At 56.4% G+C, this 17,839-nt stretch carries 17 protein-coding genes and 2 tRNA genes; 7 read left to right on the top strand and 12 right to left on the bottom strand.

What is annotated here, in order from left to right; all coding sequences use genetic code 11:
• Positions 1-5 precede the first annotated feature (5 nt).
• Together NZ823_02550 and NZ823_02555 are read left to right on the top strand one after the other, a co-directional pair.
• On the top strand, positions 6-1,271 hold the full coding sequence (locus NZ823_02550) for an NAD(P)/FAD-dependent oxidoreductase (GenBank protein MCS6804008.1): 1,266 nt from the start codon (positions 6-8) through the stop codon (positions 1,269-1,271).
• Positions 1,262-2,194, top strand: a complete 933-nt coding sequence (locus tag NZ823_02555; protein ID MCS6804009.1) for a VWA domain-containing protein — start codon at positions 1,262-1,264, stop codon at positions 2,192-2,194. The genes NZ823_02550 and NZ823_02555 overlap by 10 nt, the downstream gene beginning before the upstream one ends.
• An 87-nt stretch (positions 2,195-2,281) precedes the next feature.
• Here the strand turns inward: NZ823_02555 and NZ823_02560 are convergent, their stop codons facing one another.
• The 12 genes from NZ823_02560 to NZ823_02615 form a co-directional block, all read right to left on the bottom strand.
• Complete coding sequence (locus NZ823_02560; GenBank protein ID MCS6804010.1) at positions 2,282-3,214, bottom strand: hypothetical protein; 933 nt, start codon at positions 3,212-3,214, stop codon at positions 2,282-2,284.
• A gap of 405 nt (positions 3,215-3,619) precedes the next feature.
• On the bottom strand, positions 3,620-4,456 hold the full coding sequence (locus tag NZ823_02565) for a lysophospholipid acyltransferase family protein (GenBank protein MCS6804011.1): 837 nt from the start codon (positions 4,454-4,456) through the stop codon (positions 3,620-3,622).
• Positions 4,457-4,485: 29 nt separating this feature from the next.
• The gene (locus NZ823_02570; GenBank protein MCS6804012.1) at positions 4,486-5,481 is read right to left on the bottom strand and encodes an electron transfer flavoprotein subunit alpha/FixB family protein; all 996 of its coding nucleotides are present in this window, start codon (positions 5,479-5,481) and stop codon (positions 4,486-4,488) included.
• Positions 5,478-6,257: an electron transfer flavoprotein subunit beta/FixA family protein gene (locus NZ823_02575; protein ID MCS6804013.1), complete on the bottom strand. Its 780-nt coding sequence runs from the start codon at positions 6,255-6,257 to the stop codon at positions 5,478-5,480. The genes NZ823_02570 and NZ823_02575 overlap by 4 nt, the downstream gene beginning before the upstream one ends.
• A 111-nt stretch (positions 6,258-6,368) precedes the next feature.
• A complete protein-coding gene (gene fabF / locus NZ823_02580; protein ID MCS6804014.1) occupies positions 6,369-7,616 on the bottom strand; it encodes a beta-ketoacyl-ACP synthase II in 1,248 nt (415 codons plus the stop codon).
• A gap of 27 nt (positions 7,617-7,643) precedes the next feature.
• Positions 7,644-7,886, bottom strand: a complete 243-nt coding sequence (acpP, locus tag NZ823_02585; protein ID MCS6804015.1) for an acyl carrier protein — start codon at positions 7,884-7,886, stop codon at positions 7,644-7,646.
• A 153-nt stretch (positions 7,887-8,039) separates the two neighbouring features.
• A complete protein-coding gene (fabG, locus tag NZ823_02590; GenBank protein MCS6804016.1) occupies positions 8,040-8,783 on the bottom strand; it encodes a 3-oxoacyl-[acyl-carrier-protein] reductase in 744 nt (247 codons plus the stop codon).
• Positions 8,784-8,786: 3 nt separating this feature from the next.
• Positions 8,787-9,773 carry a ketoacyl-ACP synthase III gene (locus NZ823_02595; protein ID MCS6804017.1) on the bottom strand — a complete coding sequence of 329 codons (987 nt, stop codon included), beginning with the start codon at positions 9,771-9,773 and terminating at the stop codon, positions 8,787-8,789.
• On the bottom strand, positions 9,770-10,807 hold the full coding sequence (plsX, locus tag NZ823_02600) for a phosphate acyltransferase PlsX (protein MCS6804018.1): 1,038 nt from the start codon (positions 10,805-10,807) through the stop codon (positions 9,770-9,772). The genes NZ823_02595 and plsX overlap by 4 nt, the downstream gene beginning before the upstream one ends.
• Before the next feature lie 7 nt (positions 10,808-10,814).
• Positions 10,815-10,997 (bottom strand): 50S ribosomal protein L32, encoded by a 183-nt coding sequence (rpmF, locus tag NZ823_02605; GenBank protein ID MCS6804019.1) that lies wholly within the window; start codon positions 10,995-10,997, stop codon positions 10,815-10,817.
• A gap of 13 nt (positions 10,998-11,010) precedes the next feature.
• Positions 11,011-11,535 carry a DUF177 domain-containing protein gene (locus tag NZ823_02610; protein MCS6804020.1) on the bottom strand — a complete coding sequence of 175 codons (525 nt, stop codon included), beginning with the start codon at positions 11,533-11,535 and terminating at the stop codon, positions 11,011-11,013.
• 659 nt (positions 11,536-12,194) lie between these two features.
• On the bottom strand, positions 12,195-13,778 hold the full coding sequence (locus NZ823_02615; protein ID MCS6804021.1) for a hypothetical protein: 1,584 nt from the start codon (positions 13,776-13,778) through the stop codon (positions 12,195-12,197).
• A 449-nt stretch (positions 13,779-14,227) separates the two neighbouring features.
• Here NZ823_02615 and NZ823_02620 point away from each other — a divergent pair.
• The 5 genes from NZ823_02620 (at position 14,228) to clpX (ending at position 17,834) form a co-directional block, all read left to right on the top strand.
• Positions 14,228-14,303 (top strand) — tRNA-Lys (locus NZ823_02620).
• A 90-nt stretch (positions 14,304-14,393) separates the two neighbouring features.
• A tRNA-Leu gene (locus NZ823_02625) sits at positions 14,394-14,479 on the top strand.
• Positions 14,480-14,551: 72 nt separating this feature from the next.
• Positions 14,552-15,868: a trigger factor gene (tig, locus tag NZ823_02630; GenBank protein ID MCS6804022.1), complete on the top strand. Its 1,317-nt coding sequence runs from the start codon at positions 14,552-14,554 to the stop codon at positions 15,866-15,868.
• 82 nt (positions 15,869-15,950) lie between these two features.
• Positions 15,951-16,559: an ATP-dependent Clp endopeptidase proteolytic subunit ClpP gene (clpP, locus tag NZ823_02635; GenBank protein MCS6804023.1), complete on the top strand. Its 609-nt coding sequence runs from the start codon at positions 15,951-15,953 to the stop codon at positions 16,557-16,559.
• A 42-nt stretch (positions 16,560-16,601) separates the two neighbouring features.
• Positions 16,602-17,834 (top strand): ATP-dependent Clp protease ATP-binding subunit ClpX, encoded by a 1,233-nt coding sequence (gene clpX, locus NZ823_02640; protein ID MCS6804024.1) that lies wholly within the window; start codon positions 16,602-16,604, stop codon positions 17,832-17,834.
• The last annotated feature ends 5 nt before the right edge of the window (positions 17,835-17,839 follow it).

Consider the following 17,839-nt stretch of genomic DNA (forward strand, 5'->3'; position numbering starts at 1 on the left):
GCATTATGCCTGGTGGGTGGTCGGCACATCGTCGGCCATCGCATGACGTCATCATCGTTGGCGCGAGCGTTGCCGGCGCGGCGACAGCTTACTGGCTGGGACGCGCCGGCGTGCGCGTGCTGCTGGTGGATCGCGCTCAATTTCCCCGCGACAAACCCTGCGGCGAAGGCATCATGCCCGCAGGCGTTGACGTGTTAGCCCGGATGAACTTGCTTGCCACCTTGATTGAGCATGGCGCTCATCCGTTTGATGGTATCACCTTCCGCGATCATCACGGCTGCTGCGCTTCTGGTTCATTTGCCGAAGCTGGCCAGCGAGCGGGCTTGATCTGTCGTCGTCGGCAGCTTGACGCGACCATCTTATCTGAAGCGGCCAATCAACCAAGCGTCGAAGTGTTGATAGGATTTCGCGTCACCCGTATTCTGCGTCAGGGCAGCCGCGTCATTGGTATCGCTGGATGCCACAGTCGAGACGACCCATCGCGCGAACAGAGATTCACAGCCCCAATCACCGTCGGCGCCGACGGACTTCATTCGATTTTCCATCGCTCGGGATTGGTCAACGCCCGTCGCCCGCGCCGACAACGATATGGCGTGCGAGCCCACCTGGAGGGCGTTGAAGGGCTTGGCTCTCACGTTGAGGTCATTACCGATGCTCACGGCGAAGTTTATATGGCAGCCCATGGACGTAGCACCGCGATGATTGCTCTGTTATTGGAGCGAGAGGCGATGAACCGATTCGCTCGTGGCCTCACAGCGGCATACTGGGAATCGCTCCAGAGCATAGCTTCGCTCCGCCAGAGAATCGGCGCTGCTCGATTGATCACGCCGGTCATGGCCACCGGGCCGCTCGGCTCTCGCGTTGACCGAATCGTCGGTGATGGTTTTTTGCTCATTGGCGATAGCGCCGGCGCGTTAGACCCGATCACAGGCGCGGGTCTGTCGCTGGCTCTGAGAAGCGCGCCAATCGCGGCCCGCGTCATCACAGAGGCTCTCTCAGCCGCCGATGTTAGCGCCGCTCGGCTCAGGGCGTATGAAGTCGCCTGGCGAGCCATGTTCGATCCTCTGGCGCGGCTCACACGGCTCGTGCTCGAGCTGGCGCGCCATCCATCACTGGCGCACTGGACGATCAATCGCCTCCGTTGCCATCCCAACGTCATGCACGCATTGTTGGCTCGAGCGTCAGGCTCGTCTGTTTGCAACTGGCTTGACGCGACGACGCGCGCGATACGTGATCCACTAGAAACAAGGACAGCGTGGCGATGCAGGTAACATACTACATCGGCGGATTCATCGGCATGATAAGCATCCTGTTGTCTCCACTGACTGGGTCAGTGGCATCACAACACACAACGCCGCCCACGCTCCAGCCAGGCCATGAAGACGTGCTGCTTGGAGCCATCCTCGTCAATACCTTCGTGACGGTTGTCAACAAGTATGGGGAGCCGGTCACCGGTTTGGACGCCACCGATTTCGCTGTTTACGATGAAGGACGACGCCAGCGCATCACGGCCTTCAGCCGTGGAACGGAATTGCCGCTAACGCTCGCGCTGGTGATTGATCGCAGCCAGAGCATCCAAGCGCGATTCGACCTGGAACGCGCCGCTGCCATTCATTTTCTGGAATCCGTCATGCGCAAGGGACATGATCGGGCGCTGCTGGCCGTCTTCGATTCAGGGCTGTATATCGTGCACGAGTTCAGTGACGACGTCGCCGCGCTCACAGAGCGAGTGAAGCATCTGACCACAGCCGGCAACAGCGCCATCTACGATGCTGTCACTAAAACAGTCCGCACACAATTTGCGCCGCTGCCAGCAGGTCGTCACGTTATGGTGCTCATCACTGACGGCGAAGATACGGCCAGCGCGCATACGCTTCGGCAGGCGGTTGATGCGGCGTTGCGCGCTGATGTCATTATCTATTCCATCGGGATTCACGCCACCAAATCCGGCGCAGCGACGCTACAATACATAGCCAGAATGACCGGCGGGCGATGCTTCCTGCTGCAAGACCCGCAGCAACCGTTAAAGGATTTATTCGCTCAGCTTCAACACGAACTGCGCAGTCAGTACAGCATCGGTTACTACTTGCAGCAGCCGCCTGATGGGCGATTTCACCGATTGACGTTCAAGGTCAAGAAAAAAGGGTTATCGGTCCGCGCTCGACACGGCTATTATGCACTTGCAAAACCGTAACAGAAATGAAATCTCAGGCCTCGGCCAGATGACTCAAACTCCACATGGCTTTCAGCTCAAGACACGGATTGAGCACGACGTTGAGCTTTATGGCACAGGCTTACCGGGAGCTTCGCCGCGCAGCTTCGGCGCGCTCACGTAGCCGATGACACGATCCTTCATGACCTGATTGACAACGATCTCATACGGCTGGTTCAAACCTCCAACGTAAACAAGAATCGGTTCGTTGATATTCACCTTGTCGCGCTTGAGCCTTCGATCATCAGCCGTGTATTCGATGTTGAACCGTTGCTTCTTGACATCGGTGCCCCTGAGTTGCAACTGCAGATCGCTGACGCGTTGAGACCGATCTTTGGCTAGATTAAATTCAAAATAGTCGCGCTCGCCGCGCCGGCGCAGATAAGCCAGTTCCGTAGCATTCTGGGCAATGGCCGTGCCGTGCTCGCTGAGCTTGAGATTCATTTTGACCAGCTCTTCTTTGGTTGCTGCCACATCTTTGCCAACGGCAGCAACTTCCTGCTTGGTGGATGACACGTCGCTGCTGATTGCGCCCAAGCTGCTGGTCGTCTGTCGCTGAAGCTGACTCAACGCTTCCGCCGATGCCTTCTGCTCCAGGGCTTGCGCCAGTTCAGCGACCCGCCGCTGTTGATCAGCGCGAATCTGCGCGGCCACCTGACGCGTGCGATCGAGTTCGGCTTGCGTCATGCCGAGTCGCTCCAACGAGATGTTCAAGTTAGCTGTCAATTCAGCGATGCGGGCTTCGTTCTCTTCGAGTCGCTGGGTGGCTAGCGCCAGTTGCTTGATGGTTTGCTCGCTATGCGCTTTCAGTTGCTGGTTGAGCGCCAGATCACTTTGGCGAAGCTGATACACAGCATAGGTCAGCAATAACGCCATCAACACACCGAGCACAGTCAACACCTTGCCCATGCTGAAGCGGCGTCTCTCTGGGACTGCATGATCGCCCGCCGCCGTATCCTGTAACGACCGATCAGAGAGTGGTTGACCATTCATTTCGTTCATACGCCTCCTTCAAACTACATTGATTTGGACGACAACGCATACTGCCAAATTAAGTAGCGCGGCACCTTGGTTCATCCTGGCAAGACCATCAGATGCTAAGCCACCGTTCACTCGTTGTCAGCTCACATGCAAGCCGGCGCCACACCCGTCCATGCAGCGACAGCACCCATATCCAACACAGAACAACCAAATCTGCAAGACCACGCCAAAACTAAGCCCACCAAACACCCAAACGACGCCAAAGAATTTCTTTTTCATCCTCCGCGGCGCGCTGTTGCATAGAGGCGATTCCCCAGAAATGTGATATAGCGCCAACCGTGCTTCTGACCGCCCGTAACGCGATCAAACTGCGCCTTGGCCTTGCTACTTTCATCTTCTGCCAATAGACCACTCGGTCGCTATCGCTCAGTGGAGCAATGCTTCATGCTGCCACCATTGCTGGCCGCGCGCGCGCAATGCCTCGAGCGACGCCTGTAACTCAGCCTGGCGGGCGCTGAGTTCCTCTTCACGGCTTCTGGGTTCAACATAGATTGGCTTCCCGAGCAGGACAACGGCCCGTGTGAAGGGGTAAGGAATTTGCGTTAGGTCCCAGCTCTTCAGTTGCCAGCAGCGTCGTGGCGTGATGTGAAACGGCAAGATCGCTTGACCGGTCATTCTGGCCAGAAAGACAGCGCCCGGTTTAGCCTGGAAGCGAGGCCCACGCGGGCCATCAATGGTGAAAGCAGCCGGCAATCGAGCCTTGAGGCATGCAGCCATCTGTTTGAGAGCGGCGCTCGCGCCTTTGCTGGAGGAGCCACGCGCTGCGCCATAGCCGCACCGTTGAATAGCGCGCGCGATGATCTCTCCGTCGGCGCTGCGGCTGGTCATCACAACGATCCGGCGCTGGCGCCAGAACCACGTGGCCAGAAAAATACACTGATGCCAAAACGTGTAGATGACTTGTTTGCCCGCGCGTTCGATCTCGTCGTGATGATGCCAGTCCACAACAGTCCAGCGCACGGTGCGACCGATCAATTTGATGAGCCAGGCCAGCAACAATCCGGCAAGCCGAATCCTCAGTCGCTCTTTGACCGGATAAGGGGAAAGATCGGCCAATTGGTAGACCTGCTCCAACAGCTTCGCGTCATTTCGCGCTGGCGCTACTGCGTCGGTAGCAGCCGACGACACGGAAGGTTGACGAGGTGACGTTGCATCCACTTGCTCGAAGCCCGAAACACCGATGCCACATTTCAACCCGGGCACGCTGCGTTCGCCATTTCCGGCAATCAAGACTATGCGCTCTCTTTGATTTCGCGCAACTTGGCCGTCAATTCGGGCACGATCTCAAACAGATCGCCCACGATGCCGTAATCAGCAATGTCGAAGATAGGCGCATCCGGGTCTTTGTTAATGGCGACGATGGTCTTGGAACCCTTCATGCCGACGATGTGTTGAATCGCGCCAGAGATGCCCAACGCCACATAGAGCTTGGGACTGACGGTTTGGCCAGAGCTGCCAATTTGCCGATCCATCGGCAGCCACTCGTTATCGCAGATGGGCCGCGAAGCGCCAATCTCCGCGCCCAACACATCGGCCAGAGCTTGCGCCAGCGGAATGTTATCGGCGCTCTTAATGCCACGACCAATGGCGACAATGACCTCGGCTTGACTGAGATCAACCGCCTGCTTCGCTTCACGGAACATCTCCAGCGGCTGGGTCTTGATCATCGTCGGATCAAGCGACACAGCCACCGATTCAACAGTAGGCGGCGTGGACGATGTGGCCACTTCATCGCCACGAAACGACCCAGCTTGAAAACTGACGAAGCAGGGCGGCTCGCCTTCATAGCAGACATCGGCATTGAGCTTGCCTTGAAACACCTGGCGCACATAAACCAATCGTCCTTGCTCGTGCCGGAAGCCGATGCAATCGCTAATGAAGCCGCGACCTAACGAAGCGGCCAGCTTAGGCGCAAAGTCACGAACTTGATAGGTGTGACTCATCACCACCAGAGCCGGCTGCCGCTGCTGGATGAGAGATTTCAGGGCCAGCGCGTATCCATCCGGCGTGTAATGGTGTAACAGCTCATGTTCCAGCAGCACCAGCTTATCAATCTGTTTGTCCGTAAATTCAGCCGACAGCGACTGGAGGTCTTTCCCCACCAGCGCAACCGTTAACGGTCCGCCTAGCGCGGCGGCCAGTTGTTGCCCGGCCTGAACGGCTTCCCAGGTTGTCTTGTTTAACTTCCCGGCGTGTTGCTCAGCAAAAACGAGTATTCCCTGACTCATATCACTTTGGCCTCGCGCTGCAATTTTTCCACCAGCTTGGCGACTGCTTCCTTGGCGCTGCCTTCGATCATCTCCGTTCGCTTGGTCTTTTGCGGGATGTAGACGCGCTCGAAGCGTTGGAAATTTCCTATGTGACTCAGCCCAAGATCGTGGGCTGACATCGTCTGAATCGGTTTCTTCTTGGCGCCCATGATGCCTTTGAGCGTGGCATAGCGCGGATGATTGATGCCCGATTGAATGGTCAACACAGCGGGCAGCGGCAATTCAATCCACTGGAACCAACCTGCTTCCAGTTCCCGTTTGACCTTGATCCTGCCGTCAAGCACCTGGATTTGCATCACGATCGTCACGTGCGGCAAGCCGAGTAATTCAGCCAGAATGACGCCCGTTTGCGCATAGCCGAAGTCATCCGATTGCAAGCCGGTCAGTATCAGATCAAACTGGATGTTCGATTTCTTAATGGCCTCAGCCATGACAAGGGCTGCATGATAGGCATCGAGGCGTTCAAAGAGCGGATCATCCAAATGAATGCCCTGATCGGCGCCTTTGGCAAAGGCTTCGCGGATGGCCTGTTGCACACGGGACGGCCCGACTGAGCAAATGATCACGTCGCCGCCGTGAGCTTCCTTCAGCCGCAACGCTTCTTCCAATGCGTAGACATCAGGTTCATTGATTTCCCAGCCCAGGTCGCGCTCTTCAATCCAGGATTGATCGGCGCGAACCTTGAGCACCGATTCCCGGCTCGGAACCTGTTTCAAACATACAATCGTATTCACAATGCCTCCTGTAGATGATTAAGGCAAAGCGGCGGGGACAGACGAACGATGAGTAGAATGATATGGAGTAGGGCTGTTCATCATTCACCGTTCATCCTTAGCTTTGTTCATTTACTCTTCATAGCGTTTGAATAAGAGCGCCACATTGGTGCCGCCAAATCCAAACGAGTTAGACAGAGCATACCGGATCGTGGCCGGTCGCGCTTGGTTGGGGACGTAATCGAGGTCGCAATCAGGGTCGGGCGTCTCATAGTTAATCGTTGGCGGCAGGCACTGACGGTCAACAGCTAAACACGTGATACCCGCTTCCAATCCACCAGCCGCGCCCAGCAAGTGGCCGGTCATAGACTTGGTCGAGCTGACGGCCAACCGATAGGCATGTTCGCCAAACACCCGCTTGATGGCCTGGGTTTCCAGCCGGTCGTTGTACTTGGTGGACGTGCCATGCGCGTTGATATAATCCACCTGTTCGGGAGTGATGCCGGCATCGTTCAACGCCATCGCCATCGCGCGAATCGCTCCGTCGCCGTCTTCAGCCGGTTGGGTGATGTGAAACGCATCAGCCGAGGCGCCGTAGCCAACGATCTCGGCATAAATTTTAGCGCCGCGCGCGCGGGCCAGCTCCAACGCTTCCAGCACCAGTATGCCAGCGCCCTCACCCACAACGAACCCATCACGGTCTTGGTCAAACGGACGCGACGCGCGGGCCGGATCATCATTGCGCCGCGACAAGGCTTTCATCGCGGCAAAACCGCCGATCCCCATCGGCGTGATGGCTGCTTCGGAACCGCCGCAGATCATCACATCGGCATCACCGCGTTGAATCACCTTGAATGAATCGCCGACGGCATGAGCCCCCGCCGAACAAGCCGTGGCGGCCGCCAAGTTCGGTCCCTTAGCGCCAAATCGGATGGAGACTTGTCCGGCAGCCAGGTTGATGATCGTCGCCGGAATGAAGAACGGCGAGATGCGGTCGGGGCCGCCTTCCATCAATTTGGCATGTTCCCGCTCAATGATCGAAAAACCCCCAATCCCTGAACCAATCGAAGTGCCGACGCGAGCGGCATTCTCCGGCGTAATACTCAGTCCAGCATCATCAACCGCTTCTTGCGAAGCGGCAATGGCGTAATGAATGAATGCGTCCATTTTCTTGATCTCTTTGCGATCAATGAACCGCTGCGGATCAAATCCCTTGACTTCAGCGGCAAAACGAACGGGAAACGTGGACGCATCAAAATGCGTGATCGGCGCCACACCACTCCGTCCCTGGATCAATCCCGACCAGGTTTCCTCACGGGTCAAGCCGACGGCGCTCAGCAGCCCGATGCCTGTGACGACGACTCTTCGATGCGGACTCAAAACACCCTCCTGATCAACCGCAAGCGGTCACTTCTTATGCGCTTCAATATAATCAATGGCGTTCTTCACGCTCAAAATCTTTTCCGCTTCTTCATCAGGAATCTCGATGCCAAACTCCTCTTCAAATCGCATGACCAGTTCCACGTTATCGAGCGAGTCGGCGCCGAGATCATCAATAAACCGGGCGTTCGGAGTCACTTCCGATTCGTCAACTCCCAATTCTTCGACAATAATCTGCTTCACGCGTTCCTCAATGGATTCTTTCGCCATTACTATCCTCCAAAATGTGTTTGATGACTGCTCATTCTATTGCACCATCTCACCTCAAGCAAGGGGCAACCAGCAGCCCGCTGCCGCCATGCCTGCCCCTCTCAGCGCGTTGCCCGCAGACAGCATTGAGCTGACTTGGCCATTTGCCTGAGCTTACATGTACAACCCGCCGTTGATGTTCAACACGTGGCCGGTAATGTAGCCCGCTTCCTCTGAGGCCAGAAACACAATGCCGGCGGCCACATCTTGAACGGTTCCCACGCGGCCCAATGGCACCATACCCAAAATTTCCTGCCGCCGTTTCTCATCCAGCGCATCAGTCATCGCCGTTTCGACAAAACCCGGCGCAATGGCGTTGACGGTGATCTGCCGTGAAGCCACTTCGCGGGCCACAGCTTTGGTCAATCCAATAATGCCGGCCTTAGCCGCCGAATAATTGGCCGTGCCAGCGCTGCCCATCTGCCCCATTACCGACGTGATATTGATGATGCGCCCATACCGCGCCTTCAGCATCACAGGCAGCACGGCCTGTATGCAAATAAACAGACTGGTCAAGTTCGTGCGAATGACTGCATCCCAGTCCTCTTGCTTCATGCGCAACAACAAGCCGTCGCGCGTGATGCCGGCATTGTTGACCAAAATATCAATCCGGCCAAAAGAGTGCTTGGCCTCATCCAGCGCCGACTGAACCTCGTCGGCGAGGGTGACATCAGCCTTCAGCGCCAAGGCCCGCCGCCCCAGTTGCTCAATCTGAGCGGCATTGGCTTGCAGTTTCTCCAAGGTGCGCGCCATTAAAACAACATCGGCCCCGGCTCGAGCCAGCGCCAGCGCCGCTTCCTGCCCGATGCCCTGCGATGCGCCTGTCACGACGGCGACCCGTCCACTCAAATCAAACATACGTTACCACCTCATCACCATACCACCATACGTGACGCCCGCCCCGAAACTGGCCAGCAGCAGCACATGGCCGGGCTGGATGCGCCCCGACCGAACACATTCATCCAAGCCAATCGGAATGGACGCCGAAGATGTGTTACCAATACGATCAATGTTGGAATAAACTTTCGATGCCGGCACACCCAACCGCTCACCCACTGCGTCCGTGATGCGTTGATTCGCTTGATGCGGAATGAACATGTCAATATCGCTCGGCGACATCTTGACATCATCCAGCGCCTGTCGCGCAATATCGGCCATATTGCGAACGGCGATCTTGAACAGCTCGTTGCCGCGCATCTTGATGTAATGCAGCCGCTCCTCAATCGTTTGTTGACTCGCCGGGTAGCGCGTTCCGCCGCCGGGCGTGTACAGATAGTCAGCAAATTCACCATCGCTGCGAATGCGCGCTGACAGTATCCCTCTGGGTTCTTCAGTCGCTCGAACCAGCGCCGCGCCAGCGCCGTCGCCAAAGATGACGCAGGTGGCGCGGTCGGTGTAATCCACATACCGACTGAGCAGCTCAGCGCCAATGACCAACACGTGTCGCGCTCGCCCCGCTTTGATGACCCCTTCGGCTTGCACCAGCCCGTACAAAAATCCCGAACACGCCGCCGCCATGTCATAAGCGGCCGCTCGCTCTGCGCCCAGCGCCGATTGAACCAGGCAGGCAGTCGCCGGCAACATCATATCAGGACAAACCGTGGCGCAAATGATCAGATCAACATCCCGCGGCTCCACTTCAGCCATCTCAAGGGCGCGTTGAGCAGCCAGCGTGGCGAATGTAGACGTATATTCGCCAGCGCGCGCGATGTGTCGTTGACGGATGCCTGTGCGGGTGACAATCCACTCGTCAGTAGTTTCCACCATCTTTTCCAAATCGGCATTGGTGAGTACACCCTCTGGCAGGGCATGACCAGTACCAGCAATCATTGCGTTGATCTGTTTCATATTCGAGCTCCTTTGTGAAGGCGCGCGTTGGCCTCATTCAAGTGAGCGATCTCTGCCTCAATCCGTTGCGGCACCCGCCGCTCGGACAATTCGGCAGCCATGTTGATCGCATTGCGAATGGCTCGCCCGGTGGAGCGCCCGTGACAAATCACGCACACATCCCTGACGCCCAGCAACGGCGCTCCGCCAAACCGTTCATAACCGAACTGCTCAAGCAAGTGCTCAAAGACAGCGCGCAGTTGATGAGCCTGTTGCTCACCCACGATACCGGCCAGTAATTCTTGCTTGATAGCTTTCAGGAGCATCTCGGACGTGCCTTCGCTGACTTTTAACGTCACATTGCCGGTGAACCCGTCACACACAATGACATCGGCAGCCCCGGCATACATGGCTGAACCTTCAATGTTGCCAATAAACCGCAATCCTGAGCGTTGCAGCAACTGAAACGCCTCTCGCGTCAATTTTGTGCCCTTCAGTTGCTCTTCTCCAATGGACATCAGGCCCACAGCCGGCGAGGGCACACCGAGAATGAGGCGGGCATACACATCACCCATCATCGCGAATTGGAGTAAGTGAATCGGCTTGCAAATGGCATTGGCTCCGACGTCAATGAGCACCAGCGGCTTGCCCACAATCGTGGGCAGTGTGGCAGCCAAAGCGGGCCGATCTATGCCCTTCAACCGCTCGGAGATCATCGTCGCCGTCGCCATGATCGCGCCTGTATTACCGGCGCTAACAAACCCATCGGCGCGGCCTTCACGAACCCATTGCAGGCCAACGTGGATGGTTGATCGCTTCTTGCGACGGATAGCCTGCACAACCGGTTCATCCATGCTGATGACGTCGGCGGCGTCAATCACCGTGATCGCTTTGAGCAACTGTGGATCAGCCCCGACCAGCGCCGGCCGCACGCGGGCTTCTGGTCCAATCAGCACCACCTGCACGTTCAACTCGCGCACGGCCATCAGTGCGCCTTCGATTTCGCTTGCCGGAGCGGCATCGCTCCCCATCGCATCCAGTACAATGGTGGTCATGCGCCTGCTATTCTTCTTTGATTTCAATCACCGGTCGTCCTTTGTAATAACCACACTTGGGGCACACACGGTGGGGCCGTATCGGCTCCCGACACTGCGGGCATACGGTCATCCCCGGCGCAGTCAATGCATCATGCGAGCGCCGGCGACCACGCCGGGCACGCGAATGACGACGTTTCGGATTTGGCATTTGGTCCTCCTAATCAATGATTCGTTTTGTTTAACTCTTGCAATGCGCTCCACCACGCAGAGACACGCTGAGGCTGACACGAACAGGTCTGCTGATTGAGGTCGGCGCCGCATTGTGGGCATAAACCACGACATTCTGAGCGGCACAGCCGGCGAAACGGAAGCGCCAGAAAAATCTGCTCCTGTACCAGTCCATCCACCTCCAGCCGGTTGTCTCGGTAAAATCCATAGTCGAGGTCTTCTTCCGTCAACGGAACGTCCTGCTGTGGCGTCAACGTTTCAATCGGCGCATACAACAGGTCGAAGGAGACTTCAATGGGAACATTGAAGGCCACCAAACAACGGTCGCAGAGAACCTGTACAGTCGTTGTTAAACTCCCCTTAACACGTATCTCACGCCCTCGTGTGCGCCGGAGCCACAGACAGACCGCCGGAGGGACGATTACACTGACCTCCGACTCAGGCAGATCAAACAGCTCATCATACTGATGGGCAATGTACAGCTCATCCGCCTCAAGTTGTGAAAGATCAACATGCATACCAAAACTGGCCAATTATAACGGCCTTTGCTTCGGTGTCAACGAACACACGGTGGTAACCGTCACAGCTTAGCGGTCGGACAAGTCAATTATAGACGGAAGCAGAATTGACTTTCCACGATGGGGTGAAGATGGCAACGTCGGTCGAATTTATACCAATTGTGGGGAAAAGACCATGTTGTTGGAGGGGCGTTCCTGTGTGGACGCCTGCTGACGTGTGGTGTTTTGAACAAAGCGAGGTTGAAGCAAGGGCGGCAGCCGCCGCCGCCATAGGATAGCCAGATGTCAAACGTCTGATTAGGCGTCCTCCCCAACCCCTCGCGCCCTGAAGGGGTGCCGCCTGTTGCCTCATCGGCTCATTCATGCTGTCTGCTCGCTGGCCGCGAATGTGCTACTTTGGCGCTTCTGCAACGCGCCACGATGGTTCGAGTTGCTTTCCCGGACGTTACACGTCTGGCAACGTTGTCCGGGACCGCTTGCGCGGCTCAGCAGAACCGAGCGTAGTATGAATCTCCCAAATGCGCACACAAGATCGTAGACGGCCGCTTCGGACACTTTGCTCCTGCTCTGCATCCCGCTTCATCACGTAGGGCCTTTCTTCGGACTACTGGTATGAGTCAGCGGCAATGCGCGATGTTCACTCGGCATTTGGTAGAAGCCTACCTTTTCTTACCGCTTGCCAGTTCTAACTCGAGCGTGCGAGGGCCGAGCGGCGCATCGGGACTTACGTTGACACGCACCAAGATGAACGGGTTGAGGGTCGGCCCTTGGCGCGGCATCGGATCCAATCTGGCTGTCACGCCCTCGCCGGAAATCCGCACACCGACCACATCGGCTAATCCAATCCCATAAATTCGTATCAGCCCACTGGTGCCTGGAACAACTGCTGTTGGTGGGTCAGCGATTCCCTGCCAGTAACCATTGGTTGTATCAATGCTGGTCACTCGTGGCGGTGAAACCGTGAAAGTGACATCACCACTATGTACCATGCCGTTGGGCGTCCTCAGACGAAACCGGCGCGGGCCGGGTGTTGCTACGGGGCTGATGCTCAACTCAGCATCTACGCTTCCGTTAAGAAGAGAAGAAACGCCGCCACCACCCGATCTCACAAGGGCGGTGATGCCCTCGCCATCCTCAAATTCAACGGCGGTAGCATCCCCGATGCCGATGCCAGCGATATACAGATAGCCGCGCGCTCCCGGCGCAGCTTCCGCAGTGGTCAGGGAGTCCACGCGCGGAGGCGTTACGGTAAATGTCACGTTGGTCTCCGCGCTGGAGACAGTTCCCGGCCCACGAGGGATCGTCACTGTAAACGCGCGTGGGCCCAACGGCGCATCCGGCGCAATGGTGACCTTGGCCGAAATGGAACCATTTGCATAGCTACAAGGCTGAGCATAAACATCTTCAACCGTGACGCCGCTGCCGGAAAAGTTGACGGCCGTAGCGCCGCACAAACCGACCCCACCGATCGAGATTTGACCACTCTTGCCGGGCGCGCCTTCGGCGTCCCAAATGCCCCTGATGTAGGGATTCACGACCGAAAACGTCACGTCTCGACTTTCAATCACGCCATGATCCGTCACTACTGAAAATCGCCGTGGCCCTAGCGGCGCACCGGGGGCAATCTCCAATTGCGCAGTGATAGTTGGATTGAACGGGGCTCTCCATACCCAGACGTTTTGCACCCGAATCCCCTCACCCTCAAAGCGAATCTCCCGCGTTTGGTCTAGGCCTACGCCGAAGATCGTGACCTCTCCAGCGGTCCCAGGTGCGCCTTCATCATCCCACATCGCTAGAATGGTTGGTTTCCGAACCGTGAAAACCAGGTCGCCGCTGGACACTTCACCATGGAGCGTCGTCAGTGTGAACCGGCGTGGGCCAGGTTCTGCCCAAGGCGCAATCCGGACGTAAACAAGGACAGGTGGATTCAACTGATTGGGATCAACGAGCCCGGGGTATTCAACTTCACCGGTCACGCCTATGCCTTCAAAGGTGATGGCCGTTGCGCCGGACAGTCCAATCCCCTCAATCATGATGTACCCTTCGCTGCCCGGCCGCCCGCTGCCATTAATAGCATTGTGGAATTCGAGTGGGTCTATGTCTTGCTTAGCCCGGCCGGTTCTCGATGACGCGCGTATCAAAGCGGCCTGTGATTTGGCGTAAAAGAAATACCCAAACTCGGTGATCTGAGGCCGGGTAACTTCTAACGTCGCCTCAATGGTTCTCTGGTTGCCAGTCTTCACGGGCGTGTCTCCGAACCAAGAGAAGAAAAGAATTAAACAGATTGAAATTGAGGCATGCCTCACGAAGCGATGAATCCTGAATCCTTGTGCCATGGACATAGGTTTCCTCCTTAAAAGCGGCAAGCTGTGAAAACTCGCGCCGACGAGTCTACTGCTCATCGTGAATCAAGTCAACGAGCGGTGGTCACACTCGCGCGACGCAGAGGATGGGAGGTCATCTTCGGCAGGCCATGAATGACCTGCCTACGTTCAACTGCCTCTGTGAGACGAACGAAAAGCCACTTGCTTAATAACTAACATTGACCTGGAGGAGCACAAGATTGGTTGACGCTGCGTTGATAGAGCGATTGACGGAGCAGCAACAACGGGAATGGTTGCGTGCAAATTGCTTGACACTGTGTTGCTCAAGCGATAGAGTATTTTTCTCGTTGAGATGTTTGAAGGTGAGTGGGCCGTTAGCTCAGTTGGTAGAGCAGCGGACTCTTAATCCGCGGGTCGGAGGTTCGAGCCCTCCACGGCTCACCATCATCCCGCCTCGATCAGCCGCCAGGAGCCATCAGAATTTTCCGTGATGACGCACGCTCTCTGGTTTGCCTGGTTGTACTGAGCATAGATGCGAAAGTGGCGGAACTGGTAGACGCGCCGGACTTAGGATCCGGTGGTTTCCAACCGTGGGGGTTCGAGTCCCCCCTTTCGCACCACCTCAATGACGGCGACTCAGCTCACAATGGACAGAGTGGTCGGCCGGTGATCGTAACCATTGCACGTATTCAATGGAGTTCAAATCTGAGATTCATCACCTATCCGGAACGCAGAAAGAGCTGTCGGTAGAAGTGCCGGCCGAGCTCGTTCAGCGGGAATTTGACAAGGCTTATGCGCACCTCAGCCGGTCGGCTGAGGTAGCTGGGTTTCGTCCGGGCAGAGCGCCTCGTTCTGTGATCAAGCAGAGGTTTAGTCAGCAAGTGCGTGAGTATGTCACGGGTCAATTGCTGCCAAGGTTGGTAACCCACGCGCTCGAGCATCATGGATTGCAATTGGCAGCCGATCCCCAAATCACTCATCTCTCGGTGCAAGAGGGGCAGCCGCTGCGGTTGAGCATAACGGTCGAAGTATTTCCGCAGTTTGACGTGGTCAACTATAAAGGCATGCGATTGACCAAGCAGGTCAAGGCAGTCTCAGCGGCTGATGTGGATGCGGAGTTAGAGCGGCTGCGCGAGGAGCACGCCGAGCTGGTTCCTGTTGAGGGCCGACCGTCGCAGCTTGGCGATTTTGTCACGCTTCGACTGCGTATCCGCTCGATGCAGCCGCCTGCTGATTCGCCTGAGCAGTTGGATGAACAGGTGCTCGAGATACAACTGGGTGCAGCAGATGTGCTGCCGGCGTTTACCGACAATCTGCAGGGCATGCAGATTGGTGAGACCAGAACGTTTCGGGTCGCCTATCCAGCGTCGGATGACTACTCGGCGTTGGCCGGCAAGGAGGTTGAGTATGAAGCGACGCTGGAAGCAGTGCGCCAGATGGAGAGCCTGGCATTGGATGATGATCTGCCGCGAACGCTTGGCGAACCGTGCGATACATTAGCTGAATTCCGTCAGGTGTTAGCCGAGCGGCTGCAAGAACGATATGAGCAGGAGGCCAATGAGCGATTGGGACTGGCGGCGCTCCAGCAGTTACTGCGGTCGCATGTCATTGAAGTGCCGCCGACGCTGCTCCAACGTCAGTGGGAATTGCGCATGAAGAAGCTGATTGGCTCGGCTCTGATGGAAGGGATTGATCCGCGATCGGACGAGATTGACTGGAAGGCGATCGGTGAACATGAGCGAGAGCAAGCGCTTGAAGATGTGCGTAGCATGCTGCTATTGCGGCGCATTGCCGAACAGGAAGGCCTGACTGTTTCCGATGAAGAGGTAGACGCCGAAATCAAGCGGATCGCTGCACAGCGAGGCCAGTCAGCGATTCAACTGAAGGAACGCTTGACAAAGCAAGGCGCCATCAGTAGTATGAAACTCGAACTCAAAAATCGGAAGGCGCTTGACCTGGTTCTGCAAGCGGCGACGATTGAACGAGAGGTGGTTGATGGCGAACGATGAGGCAGGAGCGAGCCGCCGGATGGACGGGTATCAGCGTGGATGGTATTCATCATTATAACCGCCTTCAATTGAGGAACACTGGATGAAATCACTCGATATCTACAATGCACTTGTGCCGATGGTCGTTGAACAAACGAGCCGAGGCGAACGCGCGTATGATATTTTCTCGCGGCTCCTGAAAGACAACATCATTTTTCTGGGCACGCCGATTGACGATGTGATCGCCAATCTGGTCATCGCGCAGATGCTGTTTTTGGAGGCAGAGGACCCAGAGAAGGACATTTCGCTGTATATCAACAGTCCGGGCGGTTCGATCACGGCTGGATTGGCGATTTACGATACGATGCAATTCATTCGACCGGATGTCACCACTATCTGCGTTGGTCAAGCGTCCAGTATGGGGGCGCTGCTGCTGACGGCGGGCGCCAAAGGCAAACGGTATGCGCTGCCCAATTCGCGTATCCTCATTCACCAGCCTGCCGCCGGCGGCATCTCCGGGCAGGCGACCGATATTAAGATCGCGGCAGAAGAGATTCTTCGCATGCGAAAGCTCACCAGCAGTATTCTGGCCAAACATACCGGTCAGCCCATCGAAGTGATCGAACGCGATGTGGAACGTGATTTGATTATGAACGCCCAGCAGGCGGTCGAGTATGGTTTGATTGACGAGGTCATTACACATCGTCCCTGATGACAGAGCCAGGGAGTATTCAGTTGATGCGGAGAAAGGCTCATGGTGCGCAAGATGGATGATCTACTACGCTGCTCCTTCTGCGGAAAGAGTCAGAACGAAGTGAAAAAGCTCATTGCTGGTCCGACCGTCTATATTTGCAATGAATGCGTGGATATCTGCAATGAGATCATGGTGGAGGAACCGAGCCAAGAACCGCTGGCTCAACCGCGACTGCCCAAGCCGCTGGAGATTAAAAATTTCCTCGACGAATATGTGATCGGTCAGGAAGAGGCCAAGAAGAAACTGGCCGTCGCTGTCTATCAGCATTACAAGCGGGTCGAGATGGCCGGTTACCAAAGCGAGGTCGAAATTCAGAAAAGCAATATCATGTTGATTGGGCCGACGGGCACAGGAAAAACGTTGCTGGCACAGACGCTGGCCCGCATGCTGGATGTGCCCTTCGCCATCGTGGATGCGACCACGCTGACCGAAGCTGGGTATGTTGGCGAAGATGTGGAAAATATCATCCTGCGCTTGTTGCAGGCGGCCAACGGTGATCTGCAGCGCGCGCAGTGCGGCATCATCTACATTGACGAAATTGATAAAATCGCCCGCAAGGATGAGAATCCTTCCATCACTCGTGATGTTTCAGGAGAAGGCGTGCAGCAGGCGCTGCTGAAGATTCTGGAAGGGACGGTGGCCAATGTCCCGCCACACGGCGGGCGCAAGCACCCGCATCAGGATTTCATCCCGGTTGACACAACCAATATCCTATTCATCTGCGGCGGGGCGTTTGTCGGCTTGGAACGCATTGTCGAGCAGCGTGTGGGGAAAAAGTCGCTTGGCTTCCGCGCCGATATTCGGCCGAGCCGCTCACGCTGGCGCGACGGGGAGATGCTCGAAGTTCAGCCGGAAGACCTGATCCGCTATGGATTCATCCCCGAACTGGTCGGACGATTGCCGGTGATCGCGCGATTGCATGAGCTGGACGTTCCGGCGCTCGTGCAAATTCTGACTGAACCCAAAAACGCCATCATTAAACAGTACCAGAAACAGTTTGAATTCGATCATATCAAGCTGCGATTCACTGATGAAGCGCTGACCACCATTGCGCAGATGGCGTATCAGCGAAAAGTCGGCGCGCGCGGTTTACGGATGATTTTGGAAGAGCTAATGCTGGATGCTATGTATCATCTGCCGTCACAAAAGAAGATCAAGGAATTCGTGGTCACCGAAGAGATGGTCAACAGTCGCTGTGTGGTGGCCCCATGGCTGGAGAAGAAGGCAGGGTAGACACA

The organism is Blastocatellia bacterium (assembly GCA_025054955.1).
Lineage (GTDB): Bacteria > Acidobacteriota > Blastocatellia > HR10 > J050 > JANWZE01.